Raw genomic sequence first — 25391 nt, 5'->3', positions numbered from 1 at the left:
ATTCCTTAGAATGGTTAAGGCTTCATACGTAATACAATAAACCCTTACAGATATTGCATATGGCGACGCAGTGTTCGGTTAGGAGTGGTGAAAGAGCAATCAACACATCCCCCAATGATAATTAAAGGGAAATCAGATATACAATGCTCTCCGGTTCACCTCCTTTAATAGACAAAATTAGTTGCTTCAATGCACTATATGTAAATGGATATATTACTTTTTATTCCATTATAGCAACTAAAAAGATAAAATACATTATTTTCTATGAAAATCTATCTGTTCAATAGAGGAAGACATCAATGAATAATGCTACTGGTTTCGATCTCGACTTACGGTTCGTAATTTCAGCTTGGGGAACGATTTATTTTTATTTGTGGGTGTAGGAATTCGAACGTATGTGTCGAATTGATTAGATTAAAATTGAAGTATTTCAAAAGAGTTTCAGATGATTTTTTTCATCCAGAGGAAAGATACGAGGAGGGTCATATGTATTTAAGGAAGAAGATTGGAATTATTGTTCTGGTGGTATCCCTAATGGCAGGATTGTTGTGTCTCAAAGTATCAGATAAGGTGTATGCCGCGGCTCCAACATCAACGATTTCGATGGAATACACGCTGCTGAAAATTGGCAGCACATCACAGGTAACCTTTACTTTCTCGGAAGCGGTACAAGGGTTGGATACTGGAGACTTAACGGTTCCAAATGCTACATTGACTGCACCGTCATCTTCGGATGGAGGCACTACTTGGACCGCAACTCTCACACCTAAACCAGATATTACAGATGCAACCAACGTCATAACCCTGGACAACGCAGGTGTGATGAATCTAGGCGGTATTGTAGGTGTGGGCACGTCCACTTCGAGTAATTATACTATTGATACATTAAGACCGACAGCAACCATTGTCGTAGCCGATACGGTCCTTACCGCTGGGGAGACATCACTGATCACCATCACATTTTCCGAAGCAGTGACCGGCTTTAGCGTTGCCGACCTAATAGTTGAGAATGGTACGGTTAGTGGCCTTAGTTCCTCCGATGGAGGTATAACATGGACCACGACATTAACGCCAGCTTTTGGTATCACCGATGCAACCAACATTATCACGCTTGATAATACGGGCATTAGTGATAATGCAGGCAATACGGGCACGGGGACAACGCCTTCGAATAATTATGAGATCTATACCGCCCGGCCAACGGCAACGATTGTCGTAGCCGATACAACGTTGAATATTGGCAAGACGTCTGATGTGACCTTCACATTCTCTGAAGCAGTGACCGATTTTACGCTTGCCGACCTTGTGGTGACGAATGGAAACATTAACAATCTGGCTACGAACGATAATATTACGTATACAGCAAAATTGACCCCTACTCCCGGCATCACTGCCGGAACGAACAAGATTACACTCCATAATACGGGTATAGAGAATCAAGGTGGCATAACAGGTATAGGTACAACGGATTCCAATAACTTCGCCATTGATACGGTCAGACCCACGGCAACGATTGACGTCGCCGATATGATCCTGACCGCCGGCAAGACATCAGAGGTCACCTTTACGTTTTCGGAAGCAATTACAGGCTTTACCAATGAGGACCTGACTGTTGCAAACGGCACGCTGAGTGCTGTGCATACATCTGATGAGGGGGTTACATGGACTGCGACATTGATACCAACTGTAGGAATTGATGATGGAACCAATGTCATCACGCTTGATAATTCGGGCATTAGCGATATGGCAGGCAACGCAGGCACAGGAACTACTGCTTCGAATAATTACGCAGTCTATACCTCCCGACCAACGGCAACGATTGTTGTAGCTGATGGAATGCTTACTCTTGGCAAAACATCCTTGGTAACAATCACATTCTCTGAGGCAGTGTCAGGTTTTAATAACGCAGATCTGACGATCGCAAGCGGTACACTGAATACTGTCCGTTCAACCGATGGGGGAGTGACGTGGACAGCAACGTTAACCCCGCAAGCGAATGTGAGCAAATCGCTCAATGTCATCACCCTTCAAAATACGGGAGTGTCCAATGGTGCAGGTAACGCAGGAGAGGGAATAACGGAGTCGAATCCGTACTCTGTTTTTACTGTACAGCCGGTACAAACAACAAGTCCGAGCAGTTCTTCTGCACCAATCGCCCCGATAGACAATACAGTCAAATCAACAACGGGTAAAATAACCGTTCCGATTGGTAAGTCAGGGTTGGTTAGCCTGGGCAAAGAGATTCAAATCTCAATTCCAGCAGGGGCATCATCTCGCGAGCTGACATTATCCATTGATAAAGTTTCCAATACGGAACCTTTGCTAACACATAAAGAAATTCTGGCCAGCCCGGTATTTGAACTTCTGAAGAATTTTACGGAGAACTTCCTCGTACCAGTAAAACTGACATTTACCTTTGATTCAACAGGTCTTGAGCGTCATCATTCGGCAGCTGTTTTTTATTTTGATGAAGCGAACAAGACATGGGAGAAAGTAGATGGAGGTATTATAAAAGGGAACCAAATCATAGTCGAGGTCAATCACTTTACGAAGTTCGCCGTCCTTGTTGTAGACAAAACCAGCGGAAAGCCGGTCTTGAATAATCCAGTTGAACCCACCACGGAACCTGGTTTTAGCGATATCTCGGGACATTGGGCTGAAGTAAGAATTAAACAGGCTTCAAGCAACGGCATCATCAACGGTTATCCGGATGGAACGTTCAATCCGGGGAAGAACGTCACACGTGCCGAGTTCTCAGTCATGCTGATGGGTGCGTTGAATTCACAAAAAGAAGAAGTGGAACTGGTATTCTCAGATAAAACCGAGATCGGAGCTTGGGCCAAAATGGCAGTCTCGCAAGCCGTGCAAGAAGGCATTATTAGCGGTTATCCAGACGACACGTTCCGGTCGAACGCCAATATCACACGTGCCGAGATGGTAGTGATGGTTGCGAATGCACTCAAGGTATCTAATATAGACAATGCTACAACGTCTTTTGCAGATGACAAATCTATTCCTGTTTGGGCGAAAACCTCTGTGGAAACTCTGAAGGAACTTGGTCTTGTAGAAGGAATGGGTAACAACGAATTCAAACCTAAAGCACAAACCACCAGAGCAGAGGCTGTTGTTATATTAATGAACATGTTAGATAAAACCAAAGCGGAATAGTGGTTAACCGAGAAACATCTCTAACTCTGTAGAGAGGAAAGCAAATTGGAGTGAAAGATACCTTGAGTCTGAGTGTTTTGAGCTATTATATGAAGAAACTAAGGCACCCTGCAGGGTGCCTTTTCTTTAGCCAGTGTACTATGTTGAACGTAACCTCTTCTCTATCAATCTCCCAACTTTTTTACATCAATTTTATATATTTAATGATTTTTATGAATTGAACTATGGTAAAATATCTCAGGATCTAAAATTGGAGAGGGGTTTTTTCATTCATGTTTTGGAAAAAAGTTTTGGGCAAAAGCACACTGCGTGTAGCTACTGCCGCACTATTACTCACGCAACTATTGGGCGCAGCGGGTTCTGTCTCTGCCGCAGGTAACGATGTAGAAGTACACTTGATTGGAATCAATGATTTCCACGGTCAGTTAGATACCACATCAATCGTGGGTGATAAGAAGGCAGGAACGGCTCCAATTCTATCAACCTATCTCAAAGAAGCTCAAGCCAAATATGAACACTCCCTACTCTTCCATAATGGGGACTCTGTTGGTGCATCTGCTCCAGCCTCATCTTTGGATCGTGACGAGCCTACCATGGAATGGATGAATATGATGGGCTTTGATGTAGGATCCTTAGGGAATCATGAATTCGACCAAGGTGTCGCTGCTTTAAAGGCACAGATCTTTGGTGGCCTTGATCCAAAAGAAGGCAAGGTAACGCATGCCGGTGCAAAATTTGATTACGTCAATGCAAACGTGATTGAAACTGCCACAGGAAAAACATTGATTCAGCCCTATGTGATTAAAGAAGTGGGTGGAGTCAAAATTGGATTCATCGGACTAGTGACGAAGTCCACTCCTGCTAAAGTATCCCCGTCGGGTACCGCTGGTGTGCGCTTCTTAAGCGTAGAAGAAGAAGTTGAAGCCGTTAATAAATATGCAAAAGAATTGCAAGATAAGGGTGTAGAAACGATCATTGTTTTGGCACATGATCCAGCAACAACCAAAGAAGGCGTAACCACTGGAGAAGCAGCCGATCTGGCAAAAGCTTTACCGGCGGACTCCCCTGTTGACGTTATCGTTGCAGGTGACAATCATGCTTTGGCTAACGGTGTAGTGAATGGAAAGTTGATCGTTCAGGCTTATTCCTATGGTACGGCGTTTGAAGATATCAAGCTGATGATTGATCCTGCCACCGGGGATGTAACTGAAAAATCAGCGACTGTTACAACGACTTTCCAAGAGGGCGTAAAAGAAGACCCTGAATCTTTAGCTATTATTAAAAAATCATTAGACAAGCATCCTGAGCTGACAAAGCCAGTAGGTACAACGGATGGTTCTGTTACCCGTACAGATGCTTATAATAACGAAGCCCCTCTGGGTAACCTCATTGCAGATTCAATGCGTGAAGCAGACTTTGGGGATAAGGCCAGTGCTGCTGACTTTGCATTTATGAATCCAGGCGGTATTCGTGCGGATCTGCCACAAGGCGATGTGACCTTTGCTGATCTTGCCAAAATTCAACCATTTGGTAATACTCTAGTAAAACTGGAGCTGACTGGCGAACAGGTTAAAACCTTGTTGCAGCAGCAATGGGGTACCAATGCTGACGGTACACCTAATACCAAAACACTCCAAATCTCTGGTTTAAAATACACTGCAGATTTCAATAAGCCGGTCGCAGAACGCGTTACTGGTCTCAGTCTGGAAGATGGAACAACGATTGATCCTGCAAAAACATATACGGCTGTAGTTAACAACTTTATGGCTGCAGGTGGAGATAACTATAAAGTGCTGCTGGATGCTAAATCATCCCTGGCAGGTCCTATCGATCTGGATGTATTCTACCAATACATCGTAGACACGTATAAAGGCGGTAGCATCGAAGCTAAAAATGAAGGACGTATCACAAACCTGGCTGCATCTACCGAGCCAACAGAAACACCTGTAACAACAGAAGTCATTTCTCGTGCTGAATTTGTAAGTGCTCTGGTCGACATGTTGAAACTTAACGAAGTAGCTACATCACCTGCATTCAAGGATGTTGCGGCTAATGCTGCATATGCAGATGCGATTGCTGAAGCTACGCATGCTGGATTCATTCAAGGTTATGGTGGAAACTTCTATCCTGATCGGGATATCACGCGTGAAGAAGCTGCTACCATTCTTGCTAAATTGGTAAAAGATCAAGCGACTGATAAAGATGCTGCTACGATTATTGCTAGTTTTGAAGATGGTAAATCCGTGTCTGCTTATGCAATTAAACCTATGGCAAAACTGATTGACAAAGGTATTTTTGCTGGAACAGATAAAAAATCACTTCAACCTAAACAAGGTCTGACTACTAACGATGCAAAAGCATTGATTGAAAAAGCTGTTGCAGCAAAAGCTTCATAATGTAGAACTTATTCAAACCTTATATTAAAAGGGGCTCTTCCTGGTAAAGGAAGAGCCCCTTTTCCTTTTTCCATATGGCGTCTGGAAGAGGTAGACGATGCTCTATCATTTACTTCAGGTTGATCGACAAAAGAGTGTTTCTATGATAGGGTTGAGGCAACCCAAAGGCATTCTACTCTTCCGAGTAGAGTGCCTTCATGTATATCATGGGTGCTTACATTAAATGTATTTTAAAATCAATTGGATCGTATATGGAGGTGGTGATGCTATGTTTCTCTCTTTAGCCCCAACAGGGGATGGTTGGATGCGTATGAAAAATGTGAAAATATCATTTAATAAAGAGGAGCGAACATAGCATGACTACTAGTTTTCAGGCGGAGACCCGCATTCCATTAAATTCTTCTCGACTTAAGGATCTACGTAAATCCGGGCGTTTGCCAGGTATTGTGTTTGGCAAAAATACGGAGAATGAGATGATTCATATTCCAACAATAGAATTTCAAAAATGGTTGAAGCATGGAGCGTCTGGTTTTATTGAATTGCAGTTTGAAGAGAAAGGCTCATTGACCGTATTATTGGAAGACCTTCAACGGGATTCGGTTACACGAGATTTGATTCATGTGGATTTTCAACAGGTGCAGACCAATGAGATCTTGCGGACAAAAATTCCTGTCAAGTTCAATGGCACGCCGATTGGCACAAAGCAGGGCGGAGTCGTGCAAGTTCAATTATCTTCTATTGAAGTGGAGGCATTGCCGAGACACTTGCCAACGTCGATTGAATTTGACATTAGTGCTATGGAAGTTGGAGAAACGCTACATGTAAGTGATGCTACGTTTGCACCAGATGTGACGGTGATCTCTGAGGGGAATGAGTCTCTACTCTCTGTAGTTAAACCTTAACAATTCCAAATTTTCAAAGCTGAATAATTCAAAATTAGCCGTACGGGTGATAATCCGTACGGCTAATTTGTGTTGATTACGAGGTGTCGCGTGCTTCCATCCTCACAAGGTGGGTAGTCTGGAATTCACGTCACGTATGTCTTTTGCTCGCGTACAGGCGCAAATGATCCTGATATTTCGTTACCCTTTCAAAGTTCACTCGCAAAATTCAGGTGTAAAGTAGGTAGACTCAGGAAAGGTAATCACTATAATGGAAATAAGATACATATATAGTTGAACCTGAACCGCTAAGGTCATTGGCATAACATTTCTAAACAGGGCGGTGAGCGAAAAGAAATGGACAAATTAAAGCATAGTGGATTCTATAAACTGAGATTCTTCATCACTCCTGAAGAGTTTAAAAGCCTTTTGCAGCTTTTGGAGCATCGGCAAGCGCAATTCTATCGTACCAATGCTGCCCGAACAGAGCATGATTATAATCAGGTGTACGAGGAGTATCAGACGTTCTATCAGTATTTTGTGGCAGGAGAAAAGAGAGATGACATCCATCCCTTCTTTGTTTACTCTATTTCTATTGCATCGGATCAAGAAAGTTCAGGATTTTTTGTGAGAAATGAAGGGGTTTCTTTTCCATATCATGGACAATGGGCAGAGGATGAACTGCCGTGTATCTTACTTTCATTTCCGAAAGGATTCCAAGTTAATTTGGAAGATGAAAAAGGAAAGTACTATATATATGAGGATATCCGGGAACATAAACCGGCAACTTATGCGTTTTTCGATGAAATAAGAGACTCTATCAAAAAAATAACTAAACCCCTTCGCTTCTCAGCCCTTGATGCAGATGCGATGAAGGAGCAGAAGCCCTCTGTGCGTATAAGCCATGATGCAGTCCACGACTTGAGCCAATCGTGGATATTCGGTAAATATAGACTTGTGATTCATGGCAGATAGGAGGGGGACGGAATGATGTTCGCCCTAAAGCTTATCTGTACCTGGGTACTGCTAGTTGCCTCATGTTCAGCAGTATGGTGGAGCTTCAGGACAGAAAAGCTTATAACCGTCTCCTGGTTGGCATTTTTGCTACCTGCTGTCTTCCAGCTTGTTACCGCTTTCCGGATGGGTCCAGGCCAAGCAAAGTCACTCATCGTGTTCGGCTGCATTAATTTGGTGTTTGCTGCCCTTGTGGGTGCAGGTGTCTGGTATCTAGTCCAAATAGCCAATTCATATCGAAGGGGCAAATGATCAACGAATGAAATGGGGAACGTTACTATTATTGTACGTAATACACTACTGGCGAGGGACATGCGCCAAGCATCTCTGCATGGTCGTGGGAAGCTTTGGCGTTGGAATCAGCTAGGCAAGCAGAGGAAAGTGATACGCCGGTATCCACGATTGCAGATCTCATCAAATGGTCGTATGCGGATTCGCCCTATGTTGTTTTGGGGATGATCACTTTGACGGTGTCAAACAACGATATAACAAGCGTCCTTTCATTGCGGAAATGGAGAGTGATGATTGGAATCGCGAATTGGATGTGAGGCTGAACGCCATGGAGCTGGCGATGAAAATGCTCAATGATAAAGGCATATTTGCCTTAAATCAACGGCGAGAGTCCGTATGTGTCCTTGTTGAAGTCATACCGCCGGATGAGATCAATACTGAAATCGCCTTACGTTTGAATCGGGAAGAATCTCCGGTTATGCAAGCATGGTTGGCGGAAGCGGCAGAATAGTAGCATCTGCATGTGGGGAGTTTTGACCGTCTATGATATATCGTTTCGACTCAATTGGCCAATAAGATGATACTGACAGTAGTTCTATAATTTGCAAACCACCTTGGTATAGTAAAGGGTGGTTTTTTTGTGTTTGAGTCATGACATCAAGCTACTAGTTTCCCTCTACCACTGTACAAACACACTTTTTCTACCTTGTCCACATCTATACCTTACCAAAACCATTCAATTGCATTTAATAGACTATCAATAAAAAAGGAGGTTTTGAGAATGGGAAATAGAAGACCTGAAGCACCTAGAGGTGGTTATGACCCTGTTCAGATCTATAACTCTACTTCGTTTAATGCGATTGGAGTAGTGGAGTATGCATCCATCTTTTGTAGCAACGATAGATATAGTGTTCAGCGTGACGAGACTTGGAGATCTTCCGACCGTGGTGTGTGCCTGATAACTAGAATCACCGCGACGGTTAGAACACCGAGTGGAAATATTGAGGCTGAACCGTATACCTCTTCTGGTACGTCGTACAGCCAGTTCGCCATTATACAGGTAGGGGTAAATCAGTTCCGAGTGACACGTGTTACAAGTGCGATTAGAAAATGCCGGAAATAACCGAAGAGAGTTAATATCGAGATTAGGTACGAAACATGAAGAGACGACTTGCCCGGGCTAGCAGGCAGGTCGTCTCTTTTCGTTTTAATGTTTCTTGTACCATAATATTCTGCGGTGCATTGAGGAGTCTTTCATACGTCGGAAAGGGCGCAAATCCGGTTGATAGTTTCCTTCGATGATCCAAATTCGCCGTTTCTTGTCGACGGCAATATCGAACCCGACTTGTCTAAGCATGGGGTAATGCTCTCCCAATCGTATCGCGGCTAATCGTGCAACTTGTTCCGCTTTGACAAGCAAGCGCCTATCTCCAATTCGAGCCAATTTTAATGCCTTAAGCACTGGAATGGGGCGGTTATTCACATTGGTAACCTGATATCCTCGTGCCGCAACTTTAGCATAGGAACCTGTCACGTTCCAAGTGGACGAGGGGCCTTTTTTGCGCTGAACCATGATCCGAATGTCGAACGGCCTGTGTTTAATTTGAGCAAGCTGCAGACGCTTTTGGACAATATATTCATCACTTTTGTTTGTTTGTTCGAGCCATTCGAGTAACTGATCGTTGTCTCTCATGGTGACCGTGTTATTTTCATTTTGAATACGATAGGCTTTTGCCCCGTCGCGTCTAATGAACAGGATATCCCTTCCGTAACTCCCATTGCGAGGCTTCAGTACAACGCTGGGATATTGAAGAAGCATCTCCGTTAGCGTATCCTTTTCAAGCAACTGTGTTTCTGGCAACCGTTCTGCAAGAGAGGGCTCATCGCGCAGAATGCCATACTGCAACCATTTGTCTCTTTCGAATAACATTGGAACCACAGCCTTTTTCAATCGTCTACGGTAATTCTAATTCAAATTCGTGATTCGCATAAGTGGCCATCCGTCTAGATTTGTAAGTCGAAGCATGTCCAATCGGTCGATGGAGACAGAAGATGAACTATTACGAGAAACGATTGCATTCTGGGGAGGCATTCATTCACGCTTCGAGTGGCTTCTGGATACGCAGGCGCACTTCTATCACCACCGTGGACAACTGCATGCCATGCTGGTACATGGGCTGAAACGAGAGCCGAATGTGCAATTGTTCGAGTAGTGTTAGACTAACCCTCAACTAGTATTTTTCACCTATGAATTAGCTTATAAAAGAGTGCAACTTTTTTACCAATATATAGACAAGTTATTCGTTTACTGTATCCCTTTTCGATGTTATACTCACAATATTCAAAAAAGATTTTGCAAAAATATGTCGAATTGAGGCTTATCAGGATGATTATGGGTAAACAAAACGGCGAAACGATCATCCTCATTCCATCGCTTGAACCGGATGAGAGACTTCCAGCCTATGTACGACAATTGCGAGAGTATGGCTTGACGAATATTGTTATTGTGGACGACGGATCTGGTGATGTCTACCAGTCGATTTTCGAGGAGCTTCGTGAGAACGGTTGTGCTCTGCTGACACATACGGAAAATCAGGGGAAGGGTGCGGCACTCAAGACCGGATTTGAGTATATTGGTCAACAATTCGACGCATCTTCCTTCGTCGTAACCGCTGATTCAGATGGACAACACGCAGCTGAGGATGTATACCGCATAGCCCAAGAAGCAAGGCTTCATCCGGACTCATTGGTGCTCGGGGTAAGGAACTTCAGTGAGGGGAATATACCGCCAAAGTCCCTGTTAGGCAATCGGATGACCTCCTTTATTTTTGCCATGCTCTATGGTAAAAAACTGTCAGATACCCAGACTGGGCTTCGTGCCTTCGGTCCAGGGTTACTTGCGTTTATGCAGGATGTTCGCGGCACTCGATTTGAATATGAGCTGCAGATGCTCATCTCGTGCATTCAGTCTGGGATACCGATTCATACCATGCCAATCCAAGTCATTTATGAGAATGGCAATGCGGGCACTCATTTTAAAGCGATCCAGGATAGTGCTCGGGTCATGGGGGTGTTGTTCTCCAATTTCCTGCGGTTCATCTCATCATCGGTGGCCAGTTCTGTTGTGGATTTGGGCATTGCCTGGTTTTTAATAGACGCGTTGCGGCCCGTGTTGGGTGAGCAGCACTATTTAAGAATTCTGCTTGCAACCGTGATTGCGAGAGTTATTTCCATTGTAGTCAACTATGTACTGAACAGACACTTTGTATTCCGCAAGGAGGATAGCCAGGGAAGTCTATGGCGCTATCTAACGTTATGCGGAGTAGTGATCTTGCTGTCCAGTACCGGTGTATATATATTCCATACCGTTCTCTTCGTAGATGAGAAATTGGCGAAATTCGTCTGTGATGCCTTGCTGTTCCTGCTCAGTTTCCAATTGCAGCGAAGATGGGTATTTGCAGCAAGGAGGAAGCAGTTGTAGTGCAAAACGAAAAAAGGCAGAATATCTTTTTTGTCATCACGATGATCCTGATGTCGATTTATTTGGTGTGGCGTACGTTCTTTACATTGCCATGGGGTGAGGGCGTTCTGAACGTCATTTTTGGTATGCTGTTGATTGTGGCTGAAACGGTCACCGTACTGACAACCTTTGAATTATTCTTTCAAAAGATGCAAAAAGAACGTACACAGCTCGATTTTCCAATCGTTCCGCCGGAGTATTATCCGGATGTGGATGTATTTATTGCTACGCATAATGAGCCTGTTGATCTGTTATATAAAACCGTTAATGCCTGTACGTTCATGGATTACCCGGACAAGCAGAAGGTTCATATCTATCTCTGTGACGATGGAGCGAGACCAGAGGTGGAGGAGCTTGCCAAACAGTTTGGCGTGGGATATCTGGGGTTCCCCGGAAACAAGGATGCCAAGTCTGGTAATCTGAACAATGCACTGAGCAAAAGCTCTTCGCCGCTCATTGCAACGTTTGATGCGGATATGATTCCACAGCACACCTTTTTGATGAAAACGGTACCCTATTTCATGCTCTCCACGTTTATTAAGGAGAATGAGGTATGGCGTCCTCGCCGAGAGGACGAGATGGACCCTAAGTTCAAGCTTGGTCTGGTACAGACCCCGCAAAGCTTCTACAATCCGGATCTATTCCAGTTTAACCTGTATGCAGAGCAAGGCATTCCGAATGAACAGGATTTCTTCTCCAGAGAAGTGAACATCCTGCGTAATGCCTCCAATGCGGTAGCCTATACAGGAAGTAATACGATCATTTCCCGGCAGGGCATGGAAGACATCGGAGGTTTTCCACTCAATACGATCACCGAAGACTTTGAGACAAGCATCCGCTTGCAGCAGGAAGGTTACATTACCTATGCCACTCAAGAGGTTCAAGCTGCCGGGCAGACAACAACAACAGTGAAGAGCATGATTAAGCAGCGGATTCGTTGGGCACGGGGTATCATTCAGAGCCTGCAGAATACGCGTGCACCCTTGTCTGGGAAGCTTCCTTTCTGGACGAGAGTGACTTACTTAAGCAGTTTCTTATACTGGTGGTCCTTCTTTAATCGGTTGATTTTCATTTTGGCACCTATTTTATTTGCGTTATTCGACTTCCAGATTGTGAACACAACCTTCTGGCAAATCTTAATATTCTGGCTTCCATCTTATTTCTTCTACAGTGTATCCATGCGATATCTGTCCAGCAATATTCGGAATCAGCGCTGGAGTCAGGTTATCGATACCATATTTATGCCTTATCTGATCTGGCCGGTTCTCCTGGAGACGCTGGGTATTCGTGAGAAAAAATTCAAGGTTACCAACAAAAGCAGAGCAAGCGGTCGACAATGGATGTCTGCTCTGTTATATGCACTTCCGCATATCTTCTTGCTGTTGCTTTCCATTGCAGCCGTGATTCGGTATGTCAATGGCAAGTACGGCATTGCATTGTTCTTCAGCAGTATCATTATTTTCTGGCTGATTCATAACATGATTGCGCTGTGTTATGCCCTGTTCTTCATGATCGGCCGTCGTGCGTATCGGGAGACAGAACGGATTCGGGCGCAGGAAGATGTCACGATTCACGACCAAGCCAACAATCTGCGATATCAGGCCAAGACGGTGGATGTATCTGAGCAAGGTATTGCCTTCTATGTTCCTTATCCCATTTATTTGGCTGAACAGAAAATCATCTCTTTGGTCGTCAAAACCGACCGGTATGAGGCCAATCTCGATGCAGTCATCGTTTATGTGAAACAGGATGGAGAGGGCTGGCGTTACTCCGCAACGGTTCAGCCGATTGATGAGAATGATAACCGCCAATACATGCAAATCATCTACGACCGTAAACACTCATTGCCAGAGCAGATGAATCTGTGGGATACGGCTTATGACGATATGTTACGCAATGTGAAAAAACGGATTGTTCAACCCAGATCAGATCAGCGAAAAATGCCGCGGCTTTCCCTTCAGCTTCCAGTTCATTTCACCAATGATGCTAGCTGTACGCTGCGCAGCTTCAATTATCGTTTCTTTTCCGCGACGGGTTTCCATGGTGATATTGCGGCAGGAGCGGTGGTTACTTTTTATACGAAGAGTAATATTGAAGTCATTCTGCAACATACGGGAAAAACGACAGCCCGTGAGCGCGAAGTGCTTCTCTCGGTGGAGAATATCGATGATATTGTGGAGAAGGGCCTGATCGACCAATTGCTGACGGATCTGATTCAGCCACATTCCGATCGTTCCACCAGAGAGGGTTAGGAGAGATAGAGATGCTCATTGTGCTTCATTTTGTGATGGGAGTTTTATTGATATTCTCCTTTCTTGGTTATATGCAGTTTGTACGGAAGGCACTATCACTACGTTGGGAGTTCATCCCTGTATTTGTGTTTTCCTCGATTGCCTGCTTTGTTTTTCTGTGTGGTTTGGCAGGGCAGCTCTTTACGGGCAGCCTTGTCATTCTAATTGTAGGTTTACTTTTGTATGGGGGAATGCTGTTTCTCAGGCTGCGCCGAGGGGCATCATTACGTATGTCCTTTTCCATATTCCAATTTTCATTCCTGGCAGGGACTTTTGTTTTCTTGCTGGTACTCTTTCAGAACCAATTAACACATTACGATAATTTCTCACACTGGGCTATCGTATTGAAGCAGATGTTGAGTACAGATGCCTTTCCGACGCCAGACTCCAACCTGATTGATTTTAAAAACTATCCGCTGGGGACTTCGTCGTTTATTTATTATGTCTGTCGCTTCATGGGGCACTCCCAGTCCGTGATGCTTTTGGCACAAGGTCTGCTTATCTTTTCTTGTTTTTATGCCATGTTTGGCATTGTTTCGGAGAAGAAACGCTTTCTTCTGTACGCTTTTCTCGGCCTCGGATTATCTACACTTTCTTTTTTCAATCTTACGATTCGGATCACCAATCTGCTCGTGGATTTCTTGCTTCCGATCTACGCGCTCGCAATCCTGGCGGTGATCTACCAATATCGTAATGAGATCAAAAAAGCATGTATTGTTGTTCTTCCGCTTGCGGGATTACTGACCATCATCAAAAGCACAGGAATTATTTTCGCCGCGATCGGTCTGATTTTCCTAGTGTATACATGGCTAAAACATAAGCAAAAGCTCAGTTGGAAAACAGCGCTCGCTGTAGTGGGTACGATCTGTGGTGCGCTGATTCCCTACTTCGGCTGGAGCTGGCGAATGGCAACGGTGTTCCAAGGGATTGATAACAAGTTCGATGTGGCTACCTCGGGGATTCAAGCCGGCAAAACGCCAGAGCAGATGCGTGATATTCTGTGGACTTTCCTCAAGGCCAGTACGGATCTGACGACACGGCCAGTGATCGGCATTGTTATTTTCCAGCTTATCGCGATTGCAGCATCTGTATTTGCCATCGTTGTGCTTAAGAAGAAGTGGAACTTGTGGAAAGCATTGATTGCTTTGGACGTTGTTCTGTTACTGTACTATGCGGGTATTCTGGCGTTGTATCTCTTCTCCATGCCATTGGATGAAGCAATTGTCCTGGCTGGATTTGAGCGTTATGCGTCCAGTATCGTGGTGCTGTTCGCCGGTGGACTGGTGTTGTGCGCTGCGATCGACCTGGAGCGTTCGTTCCACTATCGGATCGGTGAAGTGCCTGATTATCAATCTTTTAAGACGGTTGAGACGAAAGGTCATTATCAAAAAGGCATTATCGGCTGTATGGCGGTTGCGGCCACCATCCTTTTGTCCGAATACAATGGTATCGTGTCTATCGCCCAAAGCTATGATACAACGCTCCCTTACAAGATTCATGCGGTTACTGGTGATCGATGGTACTCAGGTGGGCAAGAGGATAATAACAGATATCTCTTCTACGCCTCAGACAGGGACCAACAGGTCACGAACTACTACATGCAATATGTAGGGAAGTATTTCTTGTATGCTCCTCATGTGGACGGAATCGTGTTGTTCTATGAGGATAATATGGACAACCTTCTGAGCGGCTACGATTATCTAGTGGTCGTCGAGACGGATCTCAATGCCAAGTGGTTGCTCAAAAAGCATTATGGCATCGACATGCAAGAGGGTATCTACAAAATCACCCGTTCCGGGGATCAGATCGTTCTTACGTTGACTTGAGATCATAGATGTTGAGATCCTGCCCGGGTATCCGGTCAGGTAAGATTGAATACATGATTGTATATAGAGTTTCCTTAAATATAGCCCGCTATAGCTAACACCTATAGCGGGCTATAACTCTTTCGTAGAACAGCTATTCCGATCGGATATGTTATATTTAATTCTATAATGATAAACGGGGAGATTAAACTATGAGCCTACAAACAAAATCTAAACAACGAACAGTCACTCCATTTCGATATGATATTGTGGGCAGTTTCCTGCGCCCGAGTGCGTTGAAGGATGCCCGATTAAAATACCAGAACGGCGAAATTACCACGGAACAGTTGAATGAAGTGGAGAATGCCGAGATTGTGAAACTTGTACAGAAGCAGAAAGAGGTTGGACTTCAGGCTGTAACGGACGGCGAATTCCGCCGCTCTTGGTGGCATCTGGACTTTTTCTGGGGACTGGATGGTGTAGAGCGGACAATCATTGAGGAAGGATACCGATTCAATGGTGCGACATCCAGACCGGAAACAGCTCGTCTGAGCGGCAAAATCAGCTACAGCAGTCATCCATTTGTAGCGCACTATGCCTTCTTGAAAGAAGCGGCTGGGGAAGACGTTGTTGCCCGTCAATCCATTCCAGCAGCAGCCCAGTTCCTATTCGAATTGGACCGGGCAGATAATAAGGAAAGCACACAGGCCATCTATCCGAACCGCCAAGAGCTTCTCTCGGACATTGTCGGGGCGTACAAAGCATCCATCCTGGCTTTCTATGAAGCCGGCTGCCGCAGCATCCAGATTGATGATTGCACGTGGGGTGCATTGTGTGACCAACAGTTCATCGCGGTGATGGAGCAGATTGGCGTTAATGTGGAAGAGTATGCAAACGAACTTGCAAAACTGAACGAAGAAGTGGTATCTGGCCTGCCGGAAGACCTCGTGGTAACGACTCATGTCTGCCGCGGTAATTATGTTTCGACATTTGCAGGAGTCGGTGGCGGTTATGAGCCGATTGCGCAGACACTTCTGAGCATCGATAACTACTCTGGTTTTTACTTGGAGTTTGATACGGAACGGGCTGGTGACTTCAAGCCACTTCGTTTCCTGCAGGACAATCAGCAGGTTGTACTTGGCCTCTTCTCTTCCAAATTCGGAGAGTTGGAGAACAAGGAAGATATCCTGAAACGGATTGAGGAAGCTACACAATATGTTGATCTGGATCGAATCTGCCTGAGCCCGCAATGCGGCTTCGCTTCTACGGAAGAAGGCAACCATCTGACCGAGGAACAGCAATGGCGCAAGCTTGCCTTCATTAAGGAAATTGCTGAAGAGCTCTGGAAGTAACATTTGCAGCGTCATTCATCATTTACGCATGTGTTATGTATAAGAAAAAAATTGCCGAATCAGCCGTACGGACCATCATCCGTATGGCTTTTTGGTGTAATCCTCACTTTTGAGTGTATGTTTGATCAGAGCCCATAACAGCCAAGAGAGTGAAGCAATGGGTAGAGATGAGAATAACGGTCAGGATGCGGCATGACTGAGGAAGAGTTGTGGTGGACAAAATAAAATAGCGACAGTTAGGACAAAGGGATCTTTGTCTCAACTGTCGCTATTTGTCTACTTCGCATGATATCGCCCTTTGGGCACCACCATTGGTGATCCTGAAACGGGATCTTCAATGACAGTACATTCCAATCCGAAGATGTCTTTCACTTGTGGTGCAGTTATTACCTCTGCAGGCTTACCCTCAGCCACAAGTTTACCGGTATGGAGCGCAAAGATATGATCCGCATACCGTGCCGATAAGTTGATGTCATGCAGTACCATCACAATGGTCGTTCCATGTTTGCGATTCAGCTCCGTAAGCAGGTCCAGAATCTCGACTTGATACGTGATGTCCAAGAAGGTCGTTGGCTCATCGAGAAACAGGATATCCGTCTGTTGTGCCAGCGCCATGGCAATCCAGACACGCTGGCGTTGACCGCCTGAAAGCTCATCAATATTGTGATTAGCAAACTCGGTGATGTTCATGATGGTCATGGCTTCAGCGACAGCCTCATAATCCCTTTTGGTCCATCCACTGAACAAGGATTGGTGTGGAAATCTTCCACGGCCAACCAGATCCGCTACCGAAATGCCTTCCGGAACAATAGGAGACTGCGGGAGTAACCCGATCACGCGGGCCAATTGCTTGGGCGGGATCTTGCTAATGCCTTTGCCATCCAGTGTAATGCTGCCGGATGTAGGCTTAATGAGTCTGGCCATCGTTTTCAAAAGGGTAGACTTACCGCAACCATTAGAACCAATAATGACACTTATTTTATTACTCGGTATTACGATGTCCACACCGTGGATAATCGTTTTATTTTCATATCCCGCAACGAGTTGTTTCGCTTCAAATACATGTGTCGGTTTCATTATAACTCCCCCTTACGATTCATTCGGATTAACAGGAAGATCAGATACGGTGCTCCGAGTAATCCGGTAATGACGCCTACGGGGAATCTGTACTCAAAAGCAAACTGTCCGATGAGGTCGGAGGCCAGAACCAGATTAACGCCAACCAAACCTGCTGGGATGATGTTCGAGGAGCCAACACCTACGAGCCTCTTTGCGATAGGTCCCGCAAGGAAGGAGACAAAGGCGATCGGACCTGTAGTCGCGGTAGCAATGGCAACCATGCAGACAGCACTCACAATAAGCGCAATTCTGGTTTTGTCCGTATCCACACCTAGTGAGAATGCCGATTGTTCTCCGAGTTCCAATATACTGAGGTGTTTGCCCAGCATCATGATGATGGGTGAGCAGATCAGTACGGTAATCACGAGAGGTGGCAGTTCACTCATTTGAGATCCGTTCAGACTGCCTGTGAGCCAGCGGATTGCAGCAGGAATATCCTTTTCAGAACTAACCAGTAGGAGATAGGAGATGACCGCATCAAGCATGGCTTGAATACCGATTCCGATAAGTATTAACCTTCCGATGGAGAATACTTTTCCTCTGGAGAGTACATATATGAACAACACCGTTGCGAGACCTGCAATCACTGAAGCCAAAGAAACAATAGCGCCGCTTGCATGAAGTACGACGATACAGAACACAGCCGCAGCGCTTGAACCTGACGTGATCCCGATAACATTAGGATTCGCCAGCGGGTTCCGCAACATGGTCTGGAAGGTATAACCTGCAATACCGAACGCAAATCCGGCAAAGAGACCTGTAAGCATTCTTGGTAGACGTATCGTATTTACGGCAAAAGACACACCTTTGATCTTCTCTCCAGAAAGGGAGCTGATGACATCTTTAACCGGATAGATTGTGTTGCCGAGTAAAAGCATGGCGCAGCAAAGAGCACATGCAAGTATGGCAAGGAGACTGGTGACAATTATCCAGCGGCGACGTCGATGACGTCTGCCCGCCATAATAAATTCAATCGATTGATCTCTCATAATGAACGCACTTTCGATCGCATCGCAAGGATGATTAATATTGGAGCACCTATAAAGGCAGTAACGACGCCGACTTCAAGCTCTCCAGGGTTGCTGATGAGTCTGCCACCGACATCGGATATCGTTAGAATGATGGCTCCAGCTACGGCTGACATAGGTATGACAAAACGTAAGTCAGGACCCAGTATAAGGCGTATGACGTGGGTAGATAACAATCCGATGAAACCAATCGGTCCAGCCAGTGCAGTAGCTGCCCCGCATAATAAAACTCCTGCAAGGGCCGCGATGAATCGAAGTGTTCCTGTGCGAACACCGAGTCCTGTTGCAACATCGTCACCCAGAGCTAAGGCGTTTAGTGCCGGTGCTGTAAGAAATGCAATGAGTATGCCGATGAGCAGGAACGGGATGAATGTACTGATTCCACTCCAGGTTGCCGATCCTACGCTGCCCACTTGCCAGAACCTGAACTGGTCCATGACATACGAACGAGGGATCATAATGGCGGTGACGAGTGAGGAGAGCGCGGCGCTGATGGCCGCTCCGGCCAAAACAAGCTTAATGGGCGTGGCCCCGCCACGCCCCATTGAGCCGATTCCGAATACAAACACAGCCGTTATTGCAGCTCCGGCCAGTGCCAGCCAGATATATTGATTGGCGCTGCTGATGTTCAGGAAGGCAATACCGATCACCACAAACAGGGACGCTCCTGTGTTGACGCCCAATATACTTGGGTCGGCAAGTGGGTTCCGGGTAACGGCTTGCATAAGTGCTCCTGATACACCGAGTGCTACTCCGCATAACAAACTGAAGAGCGTTCGGGAGATCCGTTTGCGCACGATGTTTGCCCCATATGAGTCTACTTCCGGGTGGAATAATCCGTCGATTAACTCATGAAACCTCACGGGTCTAGAGCCAAAGACCAGTGAGGCAATCAGAGTTGCACCGAGGAGGATAAAACAAATCACTAACACCAAGATGAAGTTCTTGGGGACATGTGCTCGTATTCGATTATCGTTCGAAAGCGATGTACTATTCATTGATTTTGTCGATTGCTCCACTAATTAGTTTCAGGTAGTCATCGATCGTGTAGGAAATGGACAGTGGGTTTGGCGTTCCAGCAGCAACCAATGGTGTGTCTGCTTCAATGAACGCTACAGAACCACGTTTAACCGCAGGGATTTTACCCAGCAAAGGATCAGCCTGAATAGCTTTCAGCAACTCAGCATCTCCGTATCCAACTAGGATATCTGCATCATTAAGGGCTTCAGCATTCTCTGCGCTTAAGCTCAGGGAGTAGCTGTTAGGGTCTGTAATTTGGCTAGTGATACTCTCTGGAACAACCAACCCTAGCTCACCAAGGAAGGCCACGCGTGAATCTACAGGTGTATAGATATGGAGTTTGGACATGTCTTCAGCGGAGAAGTTAACCCAAACCACTTTTTTGTCTTTGATCTGAGGATATGCGGCTAATTTTTCGTTGACCATAGCCTCCGTATCTTTGATCAATTGCTCACCTTCTGCTTCCATCCCCATACCCTTCGCATTGAAAGTAACCTGCTCACGCCATGTTGTTGCCCATGGAGCCGTTGGATAGGCTACAACTGGAGCAATTTCACTAAGGAGATCGTAGTCTTCCTGAGTGATACCGGAGTATGCTGCAAGAATAACATCCGGATTGGAATCGGAAATCGCTTCAAAATCAAGTCCGTCTGTATCTTGGAAAACGTTCGGGTCGGTTACACCGAGTTCATCGAGTTTCTTCGCAGTCCAAGGCAGCAGTCCGCTGTCATCCTGAACACCGAAGTTAGCTGCCGAAAAGCCTACAGGAACTTGTCCAAGCGCGAGAACGACATCTTGGTTCGCCCATTGAACAGTAGCTACACGCTCAGGCTTTTTCTCAATAACCGTTTCACCCAAAGCATGCTTGATTGTAATTGGATATCCGGCATTCTCATCTGTAGCGGCTGGTGTTTCGGTAGCTGCTGAGTCACTTGCAGCAGGAGTTGCTGCTGGTTCTTCAGTCTTATTTCCACAACCAACTAGTGCCAGGATAAAGACCAGTGAGATCAGTAATGCTGTTAATGGAAACTTTCTCTTTGTATTCATGTGTTTCCCCTTCCTGAATCCTAAAATGTATTGGGTGGTGCTTAACATCCCGATTGGTTCGTTACATCCATTGAGATGTTGATGAAATGGATGTAAAACGTTTTATGTATTTGATAATGATTATCAACATCAATAAATATATCTTTTTATTAAAGACAGTGTCAATAAAAAAATTGTAAACGTCCATATTATATTCGGTTTACATTCGTTGGGAAAGTAGTCCATTATCCGTTCTTAACGGAACAGCTAGAGGATGAGAGAGAGGGGGATATTAAATAGAGCTAGAGATGTTATCCATGTATTTCATTCCAGATCATGGTATATTTCTAGTATTAAATAATGTAGGGAGAATCTATATGCGTAATCAATTCATCAAAAGTATGATCGCTGTATGTATGGTTTTTGTGCTATTACCGACCACTATTATCTCGGCTGCATCGCTTATCAAAGACCCGGTCTTGGCCAAAGTTATTCGAGCAGATTTGAAGATGTCGGCTAAGAAGGAACTAAAGGCTGCCGATTTGAAAAAATTAAAATCCATATATGCTATGGAAACGAAAAGTAAGATTTCCAATCTGCAGGGGCTTGAACATGCCGTTAATATGACGGATTTATTCTTGCCTGGCCAAAATATAAAAAATATCAAACCACTTAACAAGTTGAAGAAATTGACGTTCTTAGCTGTTGAAGGAAATCAGATTACAGATATCTCACCACTTTCAGGTCTGGCTAATCTGCAAAATCTGGTTATGGACGATAACAAAATCAAAAGCTTGGCTCCATTAAAAAATATGCGTAAGCTGACCAGTCTGCTCGCCAGTGGAAATCAGGTGGCCGATCTGAGTCCTCTTCAGAAGTTAAAGCTGGAATGGATCATTATGAATGATAATAAAATTCAGGATCTGACTCCTTTAAAAAATCATCCGACCTTGGAGTATCTATATGTAGAAGATAACCTCATCACAGATATTGCAGTGCTCGAGACCATCCCACATCTGACAGAGGTATATCTGGGGAACAATCCGTTGAATGATCGTGCTGAGCAGGTAGTAGAGAAACTGGAGAAGAAAGGCGTCGTTGTAAGTTTGGTAAGCGAAGAAGCGGATCAGGCGAAGTAGTTTTGATTAGAGAAGATGTATATGTACGAAAAGGTTGATCCTTCATTATATTGTAAAAAACAAAGAAGGCCGCAGATATTCTGACGGTCTTCTTTAGGTATGCTGGAAAGAAACGCTCAGTAACACCTTAACGCTACTCCGTTCCCGTACGAATACTATTCCACTTCGATCTCCTTCACCGTCTCTCCCTCAACCAGCACTGGTTGATAGTAGGTGTTGGTGGGCAAATCTTTTTTGCCTTGCAGATTCTTGATTACCCAATCGGCAGCATCACGGCCCATCTGCTCTTGAGGATGGGTTAGCGTGGTGAGCCTGATGTTGGCGTTCTTGGCGATGTACGAATTGTCCTGTCCAATGATGGATAACTCATCCGGGATCGAGATGCCGAGTTGCCTACAGGCGTTCACGACCTCCAGTCCCACCTCATCGTTGTAACAGACGATCGCGGTGAGCGCATCCCTGTTTTCGTCCAGATACGTGGCTACATTGGAGGATAACTCCGGTTTCGATGCGGTATCAAAGGAAAGCACTTGATCAGGATGGAACCGTAACTTCGCTTCACCAAGTGCCTTGATGTACCCCTTCATCCGGTACTTGCCCTGCAAATCATCCATTTTGGCAATAATGCCGATCTGGGTGTGGCCTTTGGCAATCAATTCACGTGTGGCGAGATAACTGGATTGCACGTCATCCAGACAGAAGAAAGGAACCTCCAGCTCTTCATAGAACGCGTTAATCATCGTAAATGGCACATCCTGCTCTTTGAACGAAAGGTAGTACGCAATATTGGGATTGTACAGATTACTTTTGGTCGGTTCGACGATCAGGCCATCCACACCGTAGGAGAGCATCATTTCGAGTGCTTTTTTCTCCTGTGCCACATCATTATTGGTGCTGGCGAGCAGTAATGAGTAGTTGTCCTCATTCAGACGACTCTCTATACCGCGGATAATGGACGGGAAGATGTAATCCGAGATGTATGTCGTGATTACTCCAATCGTTTTCTTCGATGTATTACCGCCTGATCGGGATCGATACTGATTGCTAACGTAGGTCCCTGAACCCTTTTCGCTTCGTAAAAACCCTTCGTTTGATAACTCCAAAATGGCCTTCCGCACCGTCTGGCGACTTACATTGTAGTTTTCCTGTAATGCCAACTCGGTTGGAATTTGTTCGCCTATGCTATATGCCCCCGAGAGGATATGACTCTTTATATCATCAATGATGATCTGGTATTTTGGCTTCACGTAGTCCACTTCTTTCATCGTTACTCATCTATATCAACCTTGTTGTTCAAATAGTTGTACGTACATATTTTAGCATGATTCAGTTTGAATGCATATAAAACAGCACATTTTTCGAAATAAACCGTACATATCCTGCCTTTTAGCAGAGAGGTGTACCTTACAGCATAGCCATTTTATAGCCGTATACGACCTTTGAATGCTCAATTAGAGTACAATATGTGTCCCTTGTAAGTATAACTATTATATATTATTGACAAATGTACGTACAAAAAATATACTAAGGCTGTCAGAAAAGGAAAGCGCATTCTTTGAAAACACAACAGAACGCATCTATACAAAATTCATTATTAGCTACTGTCATAAGTAAGGGTTTCACCTTATATATGCATCCTTAGGGATGTGAAATCGCGACCGGAGAGGGGATACACGTGATTATGAGTCAATTGGACTTGAAAGAAGCCATTACCAAGGGCGCTACTTCGCTCGGAATAGAATTTGGATCAACGCGGATTAAGGCTGTGTTGATTGACGAGCGTTTTGAAACCATTGCTTCAGGCAGTTATGAATGGGAGAACCTCCTGAAAGATGGATATTGGACCTACAACCAGGAGGATATCATCACAGGTCTGCAAACGGCTTATCGTGAGATGAAGCAAGATGTGGAGCAGAAATACGGAATCACGCTGAGAACAGTCGGCTCGATCGGATTCTCAGCCATGATGCACGGATATGTGGCATTGGATAGCACGGGCGAACTGCTGGTACCTTTCCGCACCTGGCGTAACGCTACGACGGGAGCAGCTGCAAGGGAGCTGACGGAACTTCTGCAATTCAATATTCCTGAACGCTGGAGCATTGCTCATTTGTACCAAGCCATCTTAAACGAAGAGGTACACGTACCTCAGATCGATCATCTGACTACTTTGGCTGGGTACATCCATTGGTTGCTGACAGGCAATAAGGCGATTGGTATCGGCGATGCTTCGGGCATTTTCCCAATTGACGAGTCTACGCATAATTACCACCCATCCATGATCCAACAGTTCGATGAACGGATCGCAGGCAAAGGTTATCCGTGGAAGGTCGAGGACCTACTTCCGAAGGTATATCTCGCTGGTGAGAACGCAGGAGCATTGACGGAAGAGGGAGCCAAGTTGCTCGACCCTTCGCAAGATCTGCAAGCAGGCACTCCGCTCTGTCCGCCAGAGGGCGATGCCGGAACGGGTATGGTGGCAACAAATAGCGTGAGAAAACGTACGGGGAACATATCCGTCGGCACATCCGTATTTGCGATGATCGTACTGGAGAAGGAATTATCCAAAGTGTATCCCGAGATTGATATGGTCACCACGCCAGATGGTAGCCCAGTAGGCATGGTGCATGCCAACAACTGTTCCAGTGATATCAACGCATGGGTTGGATTGTTCCGCGAATTCTCTCAAGCGATGGGATATGAAGTGGATAACGGCAAGTTGTTTAGCGTGTTGTTTAACAAGGCTTTGGAGGCAGACCCTGATGGGGGTGGCTTGCTCAGCTACGGATACTACTCCGGTGAGAACATTACGGGACTTGAGAAAGGCCGTCCATTGTTTGTCCGCTCCCCGGAAAGCAACTTCAGTCTGGCGAACTTCATGCGGACACATCTGTTTAGTGCCTTTGGTGCACTTAAGCTTGGCATGGACATTTTGACGGAGGAAGAGAATGTAGCCATTGATAGTATTTTGGCTCACGGTGGCCTGTTCAAGACCCCTGTCGTCGGACAACGGATTGTAGCTGCTGCGATGAATGTACCGGTCTCGGTAATGTCTACCGCTGGTGAAGGCGGCGCATGGGGCATGGCACTACTGGCTTCGTACATGATCAACAAGGATCAAAAGGAGAGCCTGGATGTATTCCTGGAGCAGAAAGTCTTCAACGATGTTGAGGGAGTCGAAGTGGCGCCGGATGCATCGGATGTGAAAGGGTTTGAAACATTTATCGAACGCTATCGGAGTGGGCTCACGATTGAGCAATCAGCTGTAGATCATCTGCTAGAGGTTGTTCAAAAAGACCGCTTTTGATTACGAAGGATGCCTAATGGCATCATCAACGTCGAATATGGAATTCAGCCGAAATGTCCGTTGCTCACGTAGCTCTATCTACGCTCCGCTACTC

18 protein-coding genes and 1 pseudogene are annotated in these 25391 nt (G+C 45.3%); 13 read left to right on the top strand and 6 right to left on the bottom strand.

The genetic code is table 11. From position 1 onward, the window contains the following. Positions 1-486 precede the first annotated feature (486 nt). From FE296_RS33750 to FE296_RS12015, 6 genes and pseudogenes are all read left to right on the top strand, one after another. Entirely contained in the window at positions 487-3168 is a 2682-nt protein-coding gene (locus FE296_RS33750) for an Ig-like domain-containing protein (RefSeq protein ID WP_150365051.1), read from the top strand. Between the two features lie 272 nt (positions 3169-3440). Beyond that, positions 3441-5564: a 5'-nucleotidase C-terminal domain-containing protein gene (locus tag FE296_RS12035; protein ID WP_150365050.1), complete on the top strand. Its 2124-nt coding sequence runs from the start codon at positions 3441-3443 to the stop codon at positions 5562-5564. Positions 5565-5920: 356 nt separating this feature from the next. Then, positions 5921-6466 carry a 50S ribosomal protein L25 gene (locus tag FE296_RS12030; RefSeq protein ID WP_124118677.1) on the top strand — a complete coding sequence of 182 codons (546 nt, stop codon included), beginning with the start codon at positions 5921-5923 and terminating at the stop codon, positions 6464-6466. 336 nt (positions 6467-6802) lie between these two features. Beyond that, the gene (locus tag FE296_RS12025; protein ID WP_124118676.1) at positions 6803-7420 is read left to right on the top strand and encodes a hypothetical protein; all 618 of its coding nucleotides are present in this window, start codon (positions 6803-6805) and stop codon (positions 7418-7420) included. Positions 7421-7806: 386 nt separating this feature from the next. After that, positions 7807-8201 (top strand): annotated as a pseudogene (locus FE296_RS12020) (DUF4303 domain-containing protein). Between the two features lie 270 nt (positions 8202-8471). Beyond that, positions 8472-8813: a hypothetical protein gene (locus FE296_RS12015; protein WP_124118675.1), complete on the top strand. Its 342-nt coding sequence runs from the start codon at positions 8472-8474 to the stop codon at positions 8811-8813. Positions 8814-8897: 84 nt separating this feature from the next. Here FE296_RS12015 and FE296_RS12010 read toward each other — a convergent pair whose 3' ends face one another. Then, positions 8898-9620 carry a YheC/YheD family protein gene (locus tag FE296_RS12010; RefSeq protein WP_124118674.1) on the bottom strand — a complete coding sequence of 241 codons (723 nt, stop codon included), beginning with the start codon at positions 9618-9620 and terminating at the stop codon, positions 8898-8900. A gap of 94 nt (positions 9621-9714) precedes the next feature. Between FE296_RS12010 and FE296_RS12005 the strand changes: the two genes are divergently transcribed. From FE296_RS12005 to FE296_RS11985, 5 genes are all read left to right on the top strand, one after another. Beyond that, positions 9715-9903 (top strand): hypothetical protein, encoded by a 189-nt coding sequence (locus tag FE296_RS12005; RefSeq protein WP_190945158.1) that lies wholly within the window; start codon positions 9715-9717, stop codon positions 9901-9903. A 179-nt stretch (positions 9904-10082) separates the two neighbouring features. Beyond that, entirely contained in the window at positions 10083-11171 is a 1089-nt protein-coding gene (locus tag FE296_RS12000) for a bifunctional glycosyltransferase family 2/GtrA family protein (RefSeq protein ID WP_167483862.1), read from the top strand. Further along, positions 11171-13462: a glycosyltransferase family 2 protein gene (locus FE296_RS11995; RefSeq protein WP_167483861.1), complete on the top strand. Its 2292-nt coding sequence runs from the start codon at positions 11171-11173 to the stop codon at positions 13460-13462. Before FE296_RS12000 ends, FE296_RS11995 begins: the two co-directional genes overlap by 1 nt. An 11-nt stretch (positions 13463-13473) precedes the next feature. After that, complete coding sequence (locus FE296_RS11990; protein ID WP_150365049.1) at positions 13474-15327, top strand: hypothetical protein; 1854 nt, start codon at positions 13474-13476, stop codon at positions 15325-15327. A 191-nt stretch (positions 15328-15518) separates the two neighbouring features. Then, entirely contained in the window at positions 15519-16658 is a 1140-nt protein-coding gene (locus FE296_RS11985) for a 5-methyltetrahydropteroyltriglutamate--homocysteine S-methyltransferase (protein WP_124118670.1), read from the top strand. A gap of 276 nt (positions 16659-16934) precedes the next feature. Here the strand turns inward: FE296_RS11985 and FE296_RS11980 are convergent, their stop codons facing one another. The 4 genes from FE296_RS11980 to FE296_RS11965 are packed head-to-tail and all read right to left on the bottom strand — an operon-like array spanning position 16935 to position 20872. Further along, the gene (locus tag FE296_RS11980; RefSeq protein WP_150365048.1) at positions 16935-17735 is read right to left on the bottom strand and encodes an ABC transporter ATP-binding protein; all 801 of its coding nucleotides are present in this window, start codon (positions 17733-17735) and stop codon (positions 16935-16937) included. Continuing rightward, positions 17735-18766 (bottom strand): FecCD family ABC transporter permease, encoded by a 1032-nt coding sequence (locus FE296_RS11975; RefSeq protein ID WP_124118668.1) that lies wholly within the window; start codon positions 18764-18766, stop codon positions 17735-17737. Before FE296_RS11975 ends, FE296_RS11980 begins: the two co-directional genes overlap by 1 nt. Further along, positions 18763-19803 carry a FecCD family ABC transporter permease gene (locus tag FE296_RS11970; RefSeq protein WP_124118667.1) on the bottom strand — a complete coding sequence of 347 codons (1041 nt, stop codon included), beginning with the start codon at positions 19801-19803 and terminating at the stop codon, positions 18763-18765. The genes FE296_RS11975 and FE296_RS11970 overlap by 4 nt, the downstream gene beginning before the upstream one ends. After that, on the bottom strand, positions 19796-20872 hold the full coding sequence (locus tag FE296_RS11965) for an iron-siderophore ABC transporter substrate-binding protein (RefSeq protein WP_124118666.1): 1077 nt from the start codon (positions 20870-20872) through the stop codon (positions 19796-19798). Before FE296_RS11965 ends, FE296_RS11970 begins: the two co-directional genes overlap by 8 nt. Positions 20873-21228: 356 nt before the next feature. On the opposite strand from FE296_RS11965, the gene FE296_RS11960 reads away from it, so the two are divergent. Then, on the top strand, positions 21229-21990 hold the full coding sequence (locus FE296_RS11960; RefSeq protein WP_190945156.1) for a leucine-rich repeat domain-containing protein: 762 nt from the start codon (positions 21229-21231) through the stop codon (positions 21988-21990). 155 nt (positions 21991-22145) lie between these two features. Here the strand turns inward: FE296_RS11960 and FE296_RS11955 are convergent, their stop codons facing one another. Next, a complete protein-coding gene (locus FE296_RS11955) occupies positions 22146-23237 on the bottom strand; it encodes a GntR family transcriptional regulator (protein WP_150365100.1) in 1092 nt (363 codons plus the stop codon). Positions 23238-23671: 434 nt separating this feature from the next. Here FE296_RS11955 and FE296_RS11950 point away from each other — a divergent pair, with 434 nt between their 5' ends. Beyond that, positions 23672-25297: a xylulokinase gene (locus tag FE296_RS11950; protein ID WP_150365046.1), complete on the top strand. Its 1626-nt coding sequence runs from the start codon at positions 23672-23674 to the stop codon at positions 25295-25297. The last annotated feature ends 94 nt before the right edge of the window (positions 25298-25391 follow it).

It is taken from the genome of Paenibacillus sp. UASWS1643 (assembly GCF_008693195.1).
GTDB classification, from domain to species: Bacteria; Bacillota; Bacilli; order Paenibacillales; family Paenibacillaceae; genus Paenibacillus; species Paenibacillus amylolyticus_B.
Note: the sequence above shows the minus strand (reverse complement) of the source record. Positions and strands in the feature narration are given on the sequence as shown.